This window comes from Leisingera sp. SS27 (assembly GCF_028368855.1).
Taxonomy (GTDB): domain Bacteria; phylum Pseudomonadota; class Alphaproteobacteria; order Rhodobacterales; family Rhodobacteraceae; genus Leisingera.
Window position 1 is genome coordinate 393,454 of sequence record NZ_JAQNCY010000003.1, and the last position, 14,394, is coordinate 407,847.

The following is a 14,394-nucleotide window of genomic DNA, read 5'->3' on the forward strand; positions in this document are numbered from 1 at the left end:
CGCGGTCAACATGGCCCCGGGAAAAGAAAAGGGCGCCGGCTGATGTGCCCGCGCCCTCAGTTCCAGGTGCTTTGCTGCTTGTCAGACCAGCCGCGAGGCGTCCTTGGCCGCGCGCACGAAATCGTCAAACAGCGGGTGCGGCGCGAAGGGCTTGGACTTTAGCTCCGGGTGGAACTGCACGCCGATGAACCACGGGTGGTCGGTCCACTCCACGATCTCCGGCAGGCGGCCGTCCGGCGACATGCCGGAGAAGCTGAGGCCGCATTTTTCCAGCTGTTCCTGATACTTGGTGTCTACCTCATAGCGGTGGCGGTGGCGTTCCTCGATGTGGGTGCTGCCATAGACTTCCGCCACTTTGGAGCCTTCGGTCAGCGCCGCGTCATAGGCGCCCAGACGCATGGTGCCGCCCTTGTCGTCACCGACCTTGCGCTCGACGGTCATGTTGCCCTGCACCCATTCCTTCAGGTGATAGACAACCGGTTCAAAGCGTTTCTTGCCGGCCTCGTGGTCGAACTCCTCGGAGCCCGCCTCGGAGATGCCCGCCACGTTGCGCGCGGCTTCGATCACCGCCATCTGCATGCCGAGGCAGATGCCGAGATACGGCACCTTGTTCTCGCGCGCGTACTGGGCCGCCTTGATCTTGCCCTCGGTGCCGCGCTCGCCAAAGCCGCCCGGCACCAGAATCGCGTGGTAGCCCTGCAGGTAGGGGGCGGCGTCTTCCTTGTCGAACAGCTCGGCATCGACCCACTCGATCTTGACCTTCACCCGGTTCGACATGCCGCCGTGGGTCAGCGCCTCGGCGATGGATTTATAGGCATCTTCCAGCTGGGTGTATTTGCCGACGATGGCCACCCGCACTTCGCCCTCGGGATTGTAGATGCGGTCCGCCACATCTTCCCAGCGGGCCAGGTTCGGTTTCGGGGCGGGGGAGATGCCGAAGGCATCCAGCACCGCCTGGTCGAGGCCTTCGCGGTGGTAGGCCAGCGGCGCCTCGTAGATGGATTTCAGATCCTGCGCGGCAATCACAGAGTCAGCCCGCACGTTGCAGAACAGTGCCAGCTTCTCGCGTTCCTTCACGGGGATCGGGCCCTCAGAGCGGCAGACCAGGATGTCGGGCGCCAGGCCGATGGAGCGCAGCTCCTTAACGGAGTGCTGGGTCGGCTTGGTCTTCAGCTCGCCGGAGGCCTTGATGTACGGGAGCAGCGTCAGGTGCATGAAGATGCATTCGCCGCGCGGCTTGTCCTGGGCGAACTGGCGGATCGCCTCGAAGAAGGGCAGGCCCTCGATATCGCCAACGGTGCCGCCGATCTCACAGAGCATGAAGTCGACCTCATCCTCGCCGATGGAGATGAAGTCCTTGATTTCGTTGGTGACGTGCGGAATGACCTGAATGGTCTTGCCGAGGTAGTCTCCGCGGCGCTCCTTCTCCAGCACGTTGGTGTAGATGCGGCCCGAGGAGATCGAGTCGGTCTTGCGCGCCGGAACACCTGTGAAACGCTCGTAATGGCCGAGGTCGAGATCGGTCTCGGCGCCGTCGTCGGTCACGAACACTTCGCCGTGCTCGAACGGGCTCATGGTGCCCGGATCGACGTTCAGATAGGGGTCCAGCTTGCGCAGCCGGACAGAGTAGCCCCGCGCCTGCAGAAGGGCGCCCAGTGCAGCGGATGCCAGGCCTTTGCCCAGGGATGAAACAACACCGCCAGTGATGAAGATAAAACGCGCCATATGTGTTCGGCTGCCCCCGTGAGAAGTCAGAATTCAGCTGCCCGGCGGTGATTGGAATCAGTCCAAAAACCGCAGCATCACGGGACTTCATATATAAAGGATTCGCACGAAATGCGCAAGGGAACCGCAAGATGCTGTTGCGGCTCCTAAAACCCTCTCAAGGTGTAGTGGATCAGTCTGCGCTGGGAACCAGCGGAGCGTTGTCGCCTTCGGCGGGCGGCAGAAGATCGCTGCCCAGTGCCGGAACTGCAGGCGCCTCGCCGCTGTCCTGGGTTTGCGGTACGCCGATGCGGTCCGCAACAGAAGAGCCTGCGGATTTCTGCGCCGCCATGATGGTCAGGGTGATCGAGGTGCAGATGAAGGCGATGGCCAGAAGCCAGGTGATCTTGCCGAGCGCGGTTGCTGCCGCGCGGCCGGAGATTGCGCCGCCGCCACCGCCGCCGCCCATGCCCAGGCCGCCGCCTTCGGAGCGCTGCAACAGCACAACAGCGATCAGGCCGAGAGCCAGAAGAAGATGGATGATCAGAACAACGTTTTCCATGGGTCCCTGCGGCGGTTGGCTAAGTACCGGGCGGTAAATAGGCAAGATTGCCCGGGGGGGCAAGGGCGGAGTTGGCCTGCAGCCGAGAACAGCGCCGGCAGTTCACGCAACGTGATTGTTTGCATCAGGAAACGTGACTGGACAGGGCGGCCCGCAGCGGCGCAGCATGGGCGTATGCCTCATGACCATTCCGACCATCCGCACGCCCTTTTGCCGCCTGATCCTGCCCTGCGGGTGAAGGCGCTGGAGACGATTCTGACCGAGAAGGGCCTGATCGACCCCGCCGCGCTGGAGGAGATCATCGACACCTATCAGAACAGGATCGGCCCGCAGAACGGCGCCCGGGTGGTGGCCCGCGCCTGGAGCGATCCGGAGTTCAGGGCGGCGCTGCTGGCCGATGCGGATCCGGTGCTGGCGGAGCTGGGATATTACGGCCGCCAGGGCGAGCATATGGTGGTGGTGGAGAATACGCTCCAGCAGCACAATATGGTCGTCTGCACCTTATGCAGCTGCTACCCGTGGCCTTTGCTGGGTATTCCGCCGGGCTGGTACAAATCCGATGCCTACCGCGCCCGCGCGGTGCGCGAGCCGCGCAAGGTTCTGGCGGAATTCGGGGTGACGCTGCCGCCGGAGACCGCGGTGCGGGTCTGGGATTCGACGGCAGAGGTCCGCTACCTGGTGCTGCCGATGCGGCCTGAAGGCACAGAAAGCCTTGGGGAAGATGAGCTGGCGGCGCTGGTCACCCGTGACAGTATGATCGGCACGGGATTGGCGAAGGTGCCGTCATGACCCGGGTGCATGACATGGGCGGGCGATTCGGCGATGGGCCGGTTAGCCCCGAGGCTGAGGACGCACCGGTCTTTGCCGAGGACTGGCACGCGCGCGCGCTGGCGGTGACGCTGGCCTGCGGGGCGCTGGGGCAATGGAATATCGACACCTCGCGCCATGCGCGCGAGCGGCTGTCGCCCAAGGATTACACGCGGTTTTCCTACTATGAGAAATGGATTTCGGGACTTGCGGATCTTCTGGTCGAGAAGGGTGTGCTGACGCGCGACGACCTTGAGGGCAAGGGGGCTGCAGGGCTGCATGCGCTGGCGGAGCGGGCCCTGAAAGCGGAGAATGTGGCTGCCGCCCTGGCCAAGGGCGGACCTGCGGACCGCGCGGGCGGGCCTGCGCCGCTGTTCCATCCGGGGCAGGCGGTGCGGACGCGAATCCCCGGTGACAATACGCTGGTGGCGGGCGGCCACACCCGGCTGCCGCAGTACGCCGTCGGGGCGCAGGGCTATATCCTGCGGCTGCATGGCACCCATGTGCTGCCCGACAGCAGCGCCCATGGGCTGGGCGAGGCGCCGGAGCCGCTCTATGCGGTGCGGTTTCATGCCAGCACCCTGTGGGCGCATGCCGAACACCCCGAGGACGAGGTGGTGCTGGACCTGTGGCAGAGCTATCTGGAGCCGCTATGACTGCATGTCCTGAGGTTGCCGCTCCTGAGCCCGTCTTTGCCGAACCCTGGCATGCGCAGGTCTTTGCGCTGACCGTGCATCTGAACGAGGCCGGGCGGTTCAGCTGGGCCGGCTGGGTGGAGCGGTTTTCCGCGACGCTCAAGCGCCATGGGTTGAGCCGGGAACTGGATGGCGGCGAGGATTATTTCCGCGCCTGGCTGGAGACGCTGGAGGTGTTTCTGGCCGAGGACGGCGCGGCCAGCCGGGCGGAGGCGGAGGTGATGCGCAACCGCTGGGAGGAGGCGTATCTGAGCACGCCGCATGGCGCGCCGGTGCATCTGCGCGGCTGAGCGCGCGCAGCTTTGGCCGCCGGGGCCGTTCGGGGCCGGGGCGGTTTTGTCTTGGCTGGCTCTGTTGTTCTGTTCGGTTCGTGCCGTTTCGCGCTGTGTCCCAATTAAGGGGGCGGCGCCGCCGGGTGGAGGTGGACAGACCCCACGGGGGGCCTGCTCGGACAGGATATCCTGGACGACCCCCTTTTTATCAGGGCCGGTCTCCGGGGTGTCGCGCAGGCAGCCCAAAGATGCCTGCGCCTCGTATCATGGCCCCGCGCGCGGGAACCATGGCGGGGGATCGCGATCTTTTGGCAGTTTGTCATAGGGAAATGAGGATCGGGTGAAGGGGGCGTACGCTGGGGACGCAACACCCCCGTCCAGGGAAGGCCTGATGCAAAGGGTGGGCGTCTGCCCGCGGGGTGGCGCTGCAACGCTGGTGCGGGGCAATTTATCCCTGCGATGTCCGTACAAGTCATCAAGGGCGAACTGCCCTCTCCAAAGCGCCAGCCCGGTGGGGCGGGCAGGCGCTCGCCCGGCGGCGCTGCGCGCCTTGTTCCGGGCGGGTGCTCAAACGTCTCCGGCGGGAGGCAAGCGTAAAGCCCGAAGCTGAAGGAAGGCGCCCGCCCGGCGCCTGCGGCTTGATTCCGGGCGGGGAAGGTGCTGCGCCTTATGAATTAGCGCCAACTGCGGCGAATTTGCGGTTCCCCTGCCTGCGCAGCATCGCTATATGAGCGTGGGTTTGAACCAGACTGTAAAGGACCGGATATGGCCAATGTCGTCGTAGTCGGCGCCCAATGGGGCGACGAAGGGAAAGGCAAGATCGTGGATTGGCTGAGCGAGCGCGCTGACGTGATCGCCCGCTTCCAGGGCGGCCATAACGCCGGCCATACGCTGGTCATTGACGGCAAGGTCTACAAGCTGCACGCGCTGCCCTCGGGTGTGGTGCGCGGCGGCAAGCTGTCGGTCATCGGCAATGGCGTGGTGCTGGATCCCTGGCACCTGCTGAAGGAAATCGAGACGGTCCGCGAACAGGGTGTCGAGATCACGCCTGAGACGCTGATGATCGCCGAGAACACCCCGCTGATCCTGCCGCTGCATGGCGAGCTGGACCGGGCGCGCGAGGAAGCGGCCTCCAAGGGCACCAAGATCGGCACCACCGGCCGCGGCATCGGCCCGGCCTATGAGGACAAGGTGGGCCGCCGTGCGGTCCGCGTCGCGGATCTGGCGGATGAGGCGACCCTGATTGCCCGCGTCGACCGCGCGCTGCAGCACCACGACCCGCTGCGCAAGGGCCTGGGCGTTGATCCGATCGACCGCGATGCGCTGATCGAACAGCTGAAGGAAATCGCGCCGAAGATCCTGCCCTATGCGGCGCCGGTCTGGAAAGTGCTGAACGAGAAGCGCAAGGCGGGCAAGCGGATCCTGTTCGAAGGCGCCCAGGGCGCGCTCCTGGACATTGATTTCGGCACCTATCCGTTTGTGACTTCCTCCAACGTGATCGCGGGCCAGGCGGCCACCGGCGTCGGCATCGGCCCGGGCTCGATCGATTATGTGCTGGGCATCGTCAAGGCCTATACCACCCGCGTGGGAGAAGGCCCGTTCCCGACTGAATTGCTGAAGGAAGACGGCACCCCGGATGCGGATGGCCAGCGTCTGGGCGAGCGCGGCCATGAGTTCGGCACCACCACCGGCCGCCAGCGCCGCTGCGGCTGGTTCGATGCAGCCCTGGTGCGCCAGACCTGCGCGACCTCGGGCATCAAGGGTATCTGCCTGACCAAGCTGGATGTGCTGGACGGCTTTGAAACCCTGAAGATCTGCACCGGCTATGATCTGGACGGCGAGCATCTGGATTACCTGCCGACCGCCGCTGACCAGCAAGCCCGCTGCAAGCCGGTTTATGAGGAAATGCCGGGCTGGAGCGAGTCGACCGAAGGCGCGCGCAGCTGGAACGACCTGCCGGCCAATGCGATCAAATACGTGAAGCGCGTGGAAGAGCTGATCGAATGCCCGGTTGCACTGCTGTCCACCAGCCCGGAGCGGGACGACACCATCCTGGTGACCGACCCGTTCGCCGACTGATGGCAGAGAAACAAGGCCTGAGCTACAAGGCCCGGCGGCGCTGGGCCCTGGTGATCCTGCTGGTCGGCATGCCGGTCTACATCGTGGCCGCGGTCACGGTGATGAACTGGCTCGACCGGCCGCCCCTGTGGCTGGAGCTGATCGTCTATGTCGCCCTGGGCATCGTCTGGGTGCTGCCGTTCAAGTTCGTGTTCCGCGGTGTCGGCAAGGAAGACCCGGACGCCGGGGATCAGTAAAGAGAGGGGCGCTGCCCCTCAGGTTTGACTTGAAGAGGGGCGCTGCCCCTCAGGTTTGACTTGAAGAGGGGCGCTGCCCCTCTTGGCCTGACGGCCAATTCACCCCGGGATATTTTGGGGCCAGATGAAGCAGGATCTGGTTTGAAAATAAGAAAAGGCGGCCTTGCGGGGCCGCCTTTTTCTGTTTCTGCCGGCTGTCAGGCTCAGCCTGCGGCGCGTTTGCCGGGTTTGAAGCCGATGTCGCCGGAGGCAGTGAATTTGCCATTGCCGGAGCGTTCGATCTTGCCGTCGCGCAGGAGCTGGCCGAAGGAGCGCAGCCCGTCCTCGCGGTTGAAGCCTTCGCTGCCGGCGCTGCGCACCTTGTTCATCAGCTGCGGGCGCGAGAAGTGGTCGCGGCCTTCGACGAAGCTCATATAGGCTGCGGCGGCCTCCAGAAGCTCATGCAGTTCGGCGGCGCCGCGTTCTTCGGCATAAGCCGCAAAGCCGCTGCTGTCGCCGTCGGTCTCGGAGGCGAGCCCTCCGGCGGTGACCCGGCGCGGGCGGATGGGTTGCGGCTGCTGCGGCCCGGCGCCCTCGTCGATGCGCTGTTCTGCCACCAGTTTCAGCGGGGCGGGCCGGGCGGCGGGGCTGGCCGGGCGTTCCGAGGCGCCTTCGCGGGATTCAGGGCGGGCCTCGGGGCGGCGCGGGCGCACCACGCTGGCCAGGTCCTCGCGGTAGGGCTGCGCCTCGTCTCCATCTGTGCCCGCGTCTGCGCCGCCGGCCTTGGTCGCGGCGACCGCAGCGCGCAGCTGGCTGTAAGCCTCGCGCGAGGAGGCGGTTTCCGGATCTTCCAGCTTCTCGTCTGCGGCGGCCATCAGGCGGGAGACATCGCTGTCGGCCAGGCTGGCCGCAGCCGGTTCCGCAGTGTCTGCGGCGGCGGTCTCTTCTGCGGGTGCATCTTCGGCAGCGGGCTGTTCGGAGGCGGCAAGGATTTCCGCTTCCACCTCGGCCAGTTCACGCATCAGGTCGGCTTCATCCTCTTCCGAGAGGGCGGCCTGCGCCGCATCAGAAGCTGCGGAGTCTGCGGTTTCTTCTTCCTCTTCCGCTTCCTCCAGCTGGCCCGAGGCGATCGCCTCGTCGAACACGGCGCGCTTGATCTTGGTGATGCGGACGCGGGCGGGAGCCCGGGCAGGAGCGGCAGCCTCTTCTTCATCGCTGCCGGCCGGCAGGAGGCTGTTGTCTTCTGCTCTGTCCGCTTCGGCTTCCGGGGCGTCGTCGGCGAGGCTGGTGAAAATCCCGTCTTCGGATCCGGCGTCGCCGGCATCGCCCTCGTCTTCGGCGGCCTCTTCAATTCCGGCGGCGTCCTGTGCTTCCGCTTCAGCGGCGGCGGTGTTCAGGTCCAGACGGTCCAGGGCACGGGCGATTTCGTCATCGCCTTCGTCATCGAAGTCCGGGGCGCCGTCGTCCTCCAGCAGGGCGGCAGAGATGTCCTCTTCGGCGCCTTCCAGCACGTCATCGGCATGCTCGTCCTCGCTGAAGTCTTCCTCGGGGGTCTGCGCAACCACGGCGCGGATGCGCTGCAGCTTGGCGGCGATGCTGTCGGCGGAAGGGGCGGCTGCCGGGGCTTCGGCCTCAACGGGCTCTGCGGCTGCTTCAGGCTCTGCCGCATCGTCCTCCGCTTCGGTGGGGCCGGCCTCTGCTTCGGTCACTTCCAGAAGCTCGACGGCGGGGGCGGGCTCTTCTTCGCTTGCGGTTCCCAGCACAGCGGCGATGGTTTCTTCGGCTTCGGCTTCGGCTTCGGCTTCGGCTTCGGCTTCGGCTTCGGCTTCGGCTTCGGCAATGACGTCCGCGGCCACGTCCGAAGCGTCCTCTGCCTCGGCCTCTGCTTCAGCCTCTTCCGGGGCCTCAGTTGCCGCGATTTCTGCGGCGTCCTGGGTGTCCTCGGCTTCCGGCTCGAAGAACTCAACCTCGGAGTCCGGGAGGGCTGCTGCGGGTGCGGTCTCCGCCGGAGCGGCGGCTTCGGCTTCTGCAGCCGGGTCTTCCGCCGGCGCAGGGGCGGGCTGCTCTGCAACCGGCTCAGCGGCGGGGGCGGGGGCCGGGGCGGCTTCCGGTGCCGGAGCGGCGGCCCCGGCAGCGGCAGCGCCAAGGGCCGGGGTGGCGGCGCGCAGGTGGATGCCGGTGTCGCTGGTGCGGGCCTCGACCTGGCGGGCGATCTCGCGTTGGGCGATGCGGGCCAGCATGTCGGCGTCTGGCTGCGGGGGTTCGGCGCCGAAGTAGCGGTCATCCGCGGCAAGGTCTCGGAAATACTCGGCAATTGCCTTCATCGTGTCGAAGGAATCCTCAAACCCTTCCAATGTGCAGGAAAAGGTTCCATAGGATACGGTCAAGACTTTGTTGTTGTGTACCATCAGCTCGCTCGTCTTCGTCACATCTGTTGTCATTCACCATAAAGGCTGGAAGGACCAATTTTGCTCGAATCCGTGCAATTGATCGTATCATTTTGTGTTCACAATATGGCTTGTTTCCAAAATAGGCGGGAATACGCTGCATGAATACTAAGATTGTAGACGTCCAGGAACCAATCACCCTGGTGGGCGGCGGTGAGCTGGCGCCGGGCGCGCTGGCGGAGGCGCTGATGCTGGCGCCGGTGCTGGCGGCGGCGGATGGCGGCGCTGCGGCGGCGCTGGCCGCCGGGCATGTGCCGCGGGCGGTGATCGGCGATTTCGACTCTTTGTCTGAGGAGGTGCGGGCGCAGCTGCCGCCAGACGTCCTGCATCCGGTGGCGGAGCAGGACAGCACCGATTTCGACAAGGCGCTGAGGATGATAGCGGCGCCGGCGGTGCTGGCGGTGGGGTTCCTGGGCGCGCGGGTGGACCACCAGCTGGCGGCGTTCAGCACGCTGGTGCAGGGGCATGATACGCCTTGTGTGCTGGTGGGGGAGACGGAGGTGATCTTTCACCTGACCCGGGCGGTTGAGCTGCCGGCACAGGCGGGGGAGGTGATCTCGCTGTTTCCGATGCAGGCGGTGACGGGGCGCTCGGAAGGGCTGGAGTGGCCGATCGACGGCCTGCGGATGTCGCCGATGGGGCGCATCGGCACCTCGAACCGGGCAACAGGTCCGGTGCGGCTGGAGGCAGAGGGGCCGGGGCTGCTGGCGATTGTGCCGCGGCGGCTGCTGGCGGATGTGCTCAGTGAGGTCCGGCTGGACCGCTAGGCCGCAGGCCGGTTTTCGGGGCGGACGTCAGGCGGGGTTAATGCGCTCTTCGGTTTCGGACGCCTTGCGCTCGCGCATCACCGCGTAAAGCCCTGCGCTGATGGTCAGGAGGATGCCGAAGGCGGCGAGGGTGTTCGGCAGTTCCGAAAAGATCAGCCAGCCGAAGAACACCGCCACCGGGATTTCGAGGTATTGCATCGAGGCGAGGGTGGATGTGGGGGCGAACCGCAGGCTCCAGGTCATCATCAGATGCGCGGCGGTGCCAAGCGCGCCTGCGGCGGCCAAGAGGCTCCAGGTGTCCTGCGGCGGCAGACCGGTGGAGAGCGCGGCGATGCCGGCAGCGTCGCCGATCAGGAATAGTGGCGCCAGCAGTGCGGTGCCCATGGCTCCGGCCACCGCCTGAACCGCGATGGGATCGGTTTCCTTGGCGATTTTGCGGGTGATCAGCATGAAAAGGGCAAAGATCACCGCCACCAGCAGCGGCCAGAGCGCGTTCCAGCCGACCGCGGCAAAGCTGGGCTGAATGACCAGCAGGGTGCCGGTGAAGCCGACGACGCAGGCGCCGAGGCGGTGCAGGCCGACCTGTTCATGCAGCACGTATTTGCCCAGGAGCAGCATCAGGAAGGGCATCACGAAGGCAATCGCCACCGCATCAGCCAAGGGCAGGTAGCGGAAGGCGGTGAACATCGCGGCGATGCCGCCCATCTGCAGAAGGGTGCGCAGCAGCAGGAGAGGCGCCACCCGGCGCGACAGGCTGAGCGGCAGCCGCAGGGCCAGCGCCAGCGGCAGCAGGATCGCGGCCTGGGCGGCAAAGCGGATGAACACGATCTGGGCGACCGGCACCCGGTCAGTCAACAGCTTGGCAATGGCGTCGCCCAGCGGGATCACCATGCAGAAGCCCAGCATCAGCGCGATGCCGAGAAGGGGCCGGTCCTGTGTCATGGCGCCACGCTAGGCCTGCACGGTGTAAGGCGCAAGCTGGAGTTGCGGGGAAAGGAGGAACGTTGCGTCCCCTTTGGGACGTGACGCGCAGCGGCACGGCCCGCGCCTGACCTTCCCCCCGGGAAGGCGCATTCGCGCCCTCCCAAGGCCAGGCCCGAACCTTTTGTTGCGCTGTCTTTTTTGGACAGCGAAAAACTCAGCAGTTCGGCACGTTCACGGCGAGGCCGCCGAGCGAGGTTTCCTTGTACTTGTCGTGCATGTCGGCGCCGGTCTGGCGCATGGTCTCGATGCAGGCGTCCAGCGGCACGAAGTGCTGGCCGTCGCCGCGCAGGGCGAGGGAGGCGGCGGAGACCGCCTTGATCGCCGCCAGGCCGTTGCGCTCGATGCAGGGCACCTGCACCAGGCCCTTCACCGGATCGCAGGTCATGCCCAGGTGATGCTCCAATGCGATCTCGGCGGCGTTTTCGACCTGCTCGGGCGTGCCGCCCATCACCGCACAGAGGCCTGCGGCGGACATTGCCGACGCGGAGCCGACCTCAGCCTGGCAGCCGGCTTCGGCGCCTGAGATCGACGCGTTGTACTTGACCAGGCCGGCAATGGCGGCGGCGGTCAGCAGGAAATCCTCGACATGGGCCTCGGACGCGCCCGGCACGTGGTCGAGGTAGTAGCGGATCACCGCCGGAAGGGTGCCTGCGGCGCCGTTGGTGGGCGCGGTCACAACCTGGCCGCCGGCCGCGTTCTCCTCGTTCACCGCCATCGCGTAGACGCTCATCCAGTCGTTGATGGTGTGCGGCGCGGTCAGGTTCATGCCGCGTTCGGCCATCAGCGCGTCATAGATGCCCTTGGCGCGGCGGCGGACCTTCAATCCGCCGGGCAGGATGCCGTCGCGCTCCAGCCCGCGGTTGATGCAGTCGTTCATCACCTGCCAGATGCGGGCGGTGCCCTTGGCGAGGCTCTCGGAGCAGCCGCGGGAAATCTCGTTGGCACGCTTCATGTCTGCAATCGACTTGCCGCTGGCCTTGGCCATCTCCAGCATTTCGGCCGCGGATTTGAACGGGAAGGGGACCGGGTCGCCTTCGTCGGTGGCCTTGCCTGCGGCCAGTTCCTCCTCGGTGACGACAAAGCCGCCGCCGATCGAGTAATAGACCTGTTTCAGGATCACGTCGCCCTGGGCATCGGTTGCCATCAGGATCATGCCGTTGGCGTGGCCCGGCAGCGCGTGATCGTAGTCGAAGATCATGTCCGCCTTGGGGTCGAAGTGCAGCGCGCCCAAGCCTTCGGGGTGCATGGTATGGGTCTTGTCCAGCTCCGCCAGGAAGGCCTCTGCCTTGGCGTCGTCATAGTCATGGGCGACAAAGCCGCCGAGGCCGAGGATGGTGGCGCGGTCGGTGGCGTGGCCGACACCGGTGAAGGCGAGCGAGCCGTGCAGCGAGGCGCGCAGCCCGTGGAATTCAAAGGGCGAGGCGCGCATCATGTCGAGGAAGCGCGCGGCGGCGACCATCGGACCCATGGTGTGGGAGGACGACGGGCCGATGCCCACTTTGAACATGTCGAATACGGAGAGGAACATTTAGGTGGCTGATCCTTCTGGGGGATTGGCGTAGGCCGGGGATGTGAACGGGGTGGCGCCGAGGCCCTCGGCCTCGCGCGCCGCTGTAACGGCGGGGCGGTGTTCCAGCCCGGCGCAGATCCGCTGCAGGCTGGGGTAATGGGCCAGGGTGAACCAGGTTTTGTCGGCCTGCGCAGGGTAAAGCGCCATCCATCGTATCTGGCAGGCGAGGTAATAGTCCAGCACCGAGGGCTGCGGCGCGCCGAGCCAATCGGGACGGGCGGCGGCGGCCTGGTCGAGGCTGGTCAGATGCACGTGCAGGCGCTGGCGCAGCACGGTTTGCAGCTGGTCCTGATCAGCTTTCTCGGCGCCGATGTATTTGTCCGGGTAAAACAGCATCCGCAGGTCGGCGTGCAGGGTGTTGGAGGCAAAGAACAGCCATTTCAGGAAGGCCGCGCGGTCTGCATTGCCGGGCTGCGGCGCCATTGCGCCGTGGCGTTCGGACAGCCACAAGAGGATGGCGGCGGTCTCGAACACCGCACCGTCGGGCGTTTCCAGCACCGGGATCAGCCCGCCGGGGTTCAGCGCCCGGTATTCCGCGCTGTTTTGCGCCTGCGCCTTGCGGTCGACCAGAACCGTCTCATACGGCTGGCCAAGCTCCTCCAGCACCAGCCGGATGACCAGCGAGGCGTTGTCGGGGGCGTAGTGCAGGCGGTATTCGGGTTTCATGACGCAACAGTATAACCGGGACCGGCGGAATATGTGTCCGTTTCCGGCGTTTCCAATAGGAAACCCGCCTTTGTGATGCATGTTTGGTCAAGAGGCCCCGAAGCGGCGGAAGGACGCCGCTCAGGGCGCGTGCAGCGCAGGTCAGTTTTGAGCCCAATTTACCGGCTTCTGCGATACGCCTGAACGGCCGGTAAGGCTCTTTGTTCTCCTTTTCGGCCTGACGCTGGCTTTTCCGTACACCTACACAGAAAGGCTTGGTCCTCTAAACGGCTACCTGCTATGAGCGCGTTCCACTAAGCTCTTTATGCATCAAAGACGCAAGGCAAGAGGAACGCGCATACCTCTTGTAGTTCTATTGGTTGCCAAAATTTCAACAACATCAATCCGTACTGTCAAATTTATCATTTCTTCACTGTCCCGGGCCGCTGGCCCCTATACTTTTGTAAATGCTGTATTGAAACCAGATGTCCATGATTTTCAAATTTCTAAGAAGACCTAAGCACAATGCTTACCTCGCACTCCGAGAACCTGCGGAAAAGATGATCCGTCGCAAGGAATTGCCTGACCTCGAGAATTTGCGCACAGAAATTACCGTGGGCGCTTCGAACATCGCCATGTGGGCGGTGAGGGAAGACGGGCGCGGAAAAGTAGGGCAAAAATTCCCAAGAAAGCCAGCAGTAGAAGAGTTGTTGGCCGAGATCACCAGCGAAATCACGACTCTGCAGCCTATTCCGAAAGGCAAAAGAATGACCGTTGAACAGTTGGCTGAGCAAGCGACTGTCTATCGGCTTGTTGCTTCTTATGATGAGGATCCAGAAGACGTAATCTCCTTGTTCAAGGACAAAACCGCAGCTCGGGCATTGTGGCAGCGAGCGGAGGGCGTTCGTAGGCAGATCAAAAGTTATGAAGCAGCCGTTGACGCCTATCATCAGGCAATCTCAGACTGGGAGGTGGCGGGCCGGATTGCACGCTATCATGACGACGGCGACCTTGTAGGGCTTCTTCAAGAAATGGAGCCTTATGACAGAGACTTGTGGCACGTCATCACCGTGGAGAACGAGATTGGACACCGCGTTCATCAAGATGCGCTCTATTGGATTTTTTCCCAACCCACCTGTGATGGCGCCAGTGTTGCTGCCTTCATTCAAAGGCATGCTGGCTTAGGGTACATGGCGTCCTTAGTGGCAAGCGAATGGAAACGAGGCGAAACACAGTTTGCAGATCAAGTGGCCGCTATAATTCGGCGGTGGAACCAAGGCTTTTACACCTCTACAGAGTTTGAATTTTCCGATGGAGACTTGGAATTTGTCGTAAGACGGTTTCACGAACAACGGGCTGAAGCACAAGAAATCTTGGGCCGTGAACCCTGGGGGATTCCTGATGGATTGTTTCGGGATTTTCCGGGCCGAACTCCGCAGCCCACCCTTTATTTCCGGAACAGCTTTGGATTGATGAAGTTGCCACCACAGCCAGAGCAGTTCTTCACTTAGGTTTTAGTGGGATTGAGCTACTCCCCAATCGTTGGACAGCTTTCGGCGTAACTTAAGCTACTCTCTGCTCCTGCTGACCTGTTTGGGTTTCGTCTTTTCTCAGCCAATAAACCACGGCCGGAGGTTTGCCACCAAG

The 14,394-nt window shown here is 64.5% G+C and carries 13 protein-coding genes; 7 read left to right on the forward strand and 6 right to left on the reverse strand.

The window, feature by feature from the left end; genetic code table 11:
* Window positions 1-81: 81 nt before the first annotated feature.
* Window positions 82-1,725: a CTP synthase gene (locus N6L27_RS09915; protein WP_271907085.1), complete on the reverse strand. Its 1,644-nt coding sequence runs from the start codon at window positions 1,723-1,725 to the stop codon at window positions 82-84.
* A gap of 172 nt (window positions 1,726-1,897) precedes the next feature.
* The gene (secG, locus tag N6L27_RS09920; protein WP_271907086.1) at window positions 1,898-2,266 is read right to left on the reverse strand and encodes a preprotein translocase subunit SecG; all 369 of its coding nucleotides are present in this window, start codon (window positions 2,264-2,266) and stop codon (window positions 1,898-1,900) included.
* A 174-nt stretch (window positions 2,267-2,440) separates the two neighbouring features.
* On the opposite strand from secG, the gene nthA reads away from it, so the two are divergent.
* The 5 genes from nthA (at window position 2,441) to N6L27_RS09945 (ending at window position 6,355) form a co-directional block, all read left to right on the forward strand.
* Window positions 2,441-3,055, forward strand: a complete 615-nt coding sequence (gene nthA, locus N6L27_RS09925) for a nitrile hydratase subunit alpha (protein WP_271907087.1) — start codon at window positions 2,441-2,443, stop codon at window positions 3,053-3,055.
* Window positions 3,052-3,729, forward strand: coding sequence for a nitrile hydratase subunit beta (nthB, locus tag N6L27_RS09930; protein WP_271907088.1), 678 nt, complete (start codon window positions 3,052-3,054; stop codon window positions 3,727-3,729). The genes nthA and nthB overlap by 4 nt, the downstream gene beginning before the upstream one ends.
* Complete coding sequence (locus N6L27_RS09935; RefSeq protein ID WP_271907089.1) at window positions 3,726-4,058, forward strand: nitrile hydratase accessory protein; 333 nt, start codon at window positions 3,726-3,728, stop codon at window positions 4,056-4,058. Before nthB ends, N6L27_RS09935 begins: the two co-directional genes overlap by 4 nt.
* A 747-nt stretch (window positions 4,059-4,805) precedes the next feature.
* Window positions 4,806-6,119, forward strand: coding sequence for an adenylosuccinate synthase (locus N6L27_RS09940; protein ID WP_271907090.1), 1,314 nt, complete (start codon window positions 4,806-4,808; stop codon window positions 6,117-6,119).
* Window positions 6,119-6,355, forward strand: coding sequence for a DUF2842 domain-containing protein (locus N6L27_RS09945; RefSeq protein WP_174146559.1), 237 nt, complete (start codon window positions 6,119-6,121; stop codon window positions 6,353-6,355). Before N6L27_RS09940 ends, N6L27_RS09945 begins: the two co-directional genes overlap by 1 nt.
* A 203-nt stretch (window positions 6,356-6,558) precedes the next feature.
* Here the strand turns inward: N6L27_RS09945 and N6L27_RS09950 are convergent, their stop codons facing one another.
* The gene (locus N6L27_RS09950) at window positions 6,559-8,763 is read right to left on the reverse strand and encodes a chemotaxis protein CheA (RefSeq protein ID WP_334312494.1); all 2,205 of its coding nucleotides are present in this window, start codon (window positions 8,761-8,763) and stop codon (window positions 6,559-6,561) included.
* A 119-nt stretch (window positions 8,764-8,882) separates the two neighbouring features.
* Here N6L27_RS09950 and N6L27_RS09955 point away from each other — a divergent pair, with 119 nt between their 5' ends.
* Entirely contained in the window at window positions 8,883-9,548 is a 666-nt protein-coding gene (locus tag N6L27_RS09955) for a thiamine diphosphokinase (protein ID WP_271907091.1), read from the forward strand.
* Window positions 9,549-9,575: 27 nt separating this feature from the next.
* Here N6L27_RS09955 and N6L27_RS09960 read toward each other — a convergent pair whose 3' ends face one another.
* The 3 genes from N6L27_RS09960 to N6L27_RS09970 form a co-directional block, all read right to left on the reverse strand.
* The gene (locus tag N6L27_RS09960) at window positions 9,576-10,490 is read right to left on the reverse strand and encodes a DMT family transporter (protein WP_271907092.1); all 915 of its coding nucleotides are present in this window, start codon (window positions 10,488-10,490) and stop codon (window positions 9,576-9,578) included.
* A gap of 196 nt (window positions 10,491-10,686) precedes the next feature.
* Entirely contained in the window at window positions 10,687-12,060 is a 1,374-nt protein-coding gene (locus N6L27_RS09965) for an L-serine ammonia-lyase (protein ID WP_271907093.1), read from the reverse strand.
* A complete protein-coding gene (locus N6L27_RS09970) occupies window positions 12,061-12,768 on the reverse strand; it encodes a glutathione S-transferase family protein (protein WP_271907094.1) in 708 nt (235 codons plus the stop codon). It abuts the gene before it with no gap.
* Window positions 12,769-13,232: 464 nt separating this feature from the next.
* Between N6L27_RS09970 and N6L27_RS09975 the strand changes: the two genes are divergently transcribed.
* Entirely contained in the window at window positions 13,233-14,258 is a 1,026-nt protein-coding gene (locus N6L27_RS09975) for a hypothetical protein (protein ID WP_271907095.1), read from the forward strand.
* The last annotated feature ends 136 nt before the right edge of the window (window positions 14,259-14,394 follow it).

Coding starts and splice junctions, on each gene's coding strand:
- N6L27_RS09965 (WP_271907093.1), bottom strand. CDS start 12,060: ATGTTCCTCTCCGTATTCGACATGTTCAAAGTGGGCATCGGCCCGTCG.
- N6L27_RS09940 (WP_271907090.1), top strand. CDS start 4,806: ATGGCCAATGTCGTCGTAGTCGGCGCCCAATGGGGCGACGAAGGGAAA.
- N6L27_RS09935 (WP_271907089.1), top strand. CDS start 3,726: ATGACTGCATGTCCTGAGGTTGCCGCTCCTGAGCCCGTCTTTGCCGAA.
- nthB (WP_271907088.1), top strand. CDS start 3,052: ATGACCCGGGTGCATGACATGGGCGGGCGATTCGGCGATGGGCCGGTT.
- nthA (WP_271907087.1), top strand. CDS start 2,441: ATGCCTCATGACCATTCCGACCATCCGCACGCCCTTTTGCCGCCTGAT.
- N6L27_RS09955 (WP_271907091.1), top strand. CDS start 8,883: ATGAATACTAAGATTGTAGACGTCCAGGAACCAATCACCCTGGTGGGC.
- N6L27_RS09945 (WP_174146559.1), top strand. CDS start 6,119: ATGGCAGAGAAACAAGGCCTGAGCTACAAGGCCCGGCGGCGCTGGGCC.
- N6L27_RS09915 (WP_271907085.1), bottom strand. CDS start 1,725: ATGGCGCGTTTTATCTTCATCACTGGCGGTGTTGTTTCATCCCTGGGC.
- N6L27_RS09960 (WP_271907092.1), bottom strand. CDS start 10,490: ATGACACAGGACCGGCCCCTTCTCGGCATCGCGCTGATGCTGGGCTTC.
- secG (WP_271907086.1), bottom strand. CDS start 2,266: ATGGAAAACGTTGTTCTGATCATCCATCTTCTTCTGGCTCTCGGCCTG.
- N6L27_RS09970 (WP_271907094.1), bottom strand. CDS start 12,768: ATGAAACCCGAATACCGCCTGCACTACGCCCCCGACAACGCCTCGCTG.
- N6L27_RS09975 (WP_271907095.1), top strand. CDS start 13,233: ATGTCCATGATTTTCAAATTTCTAAGAAGACCTAAGCACAATGCTTAC.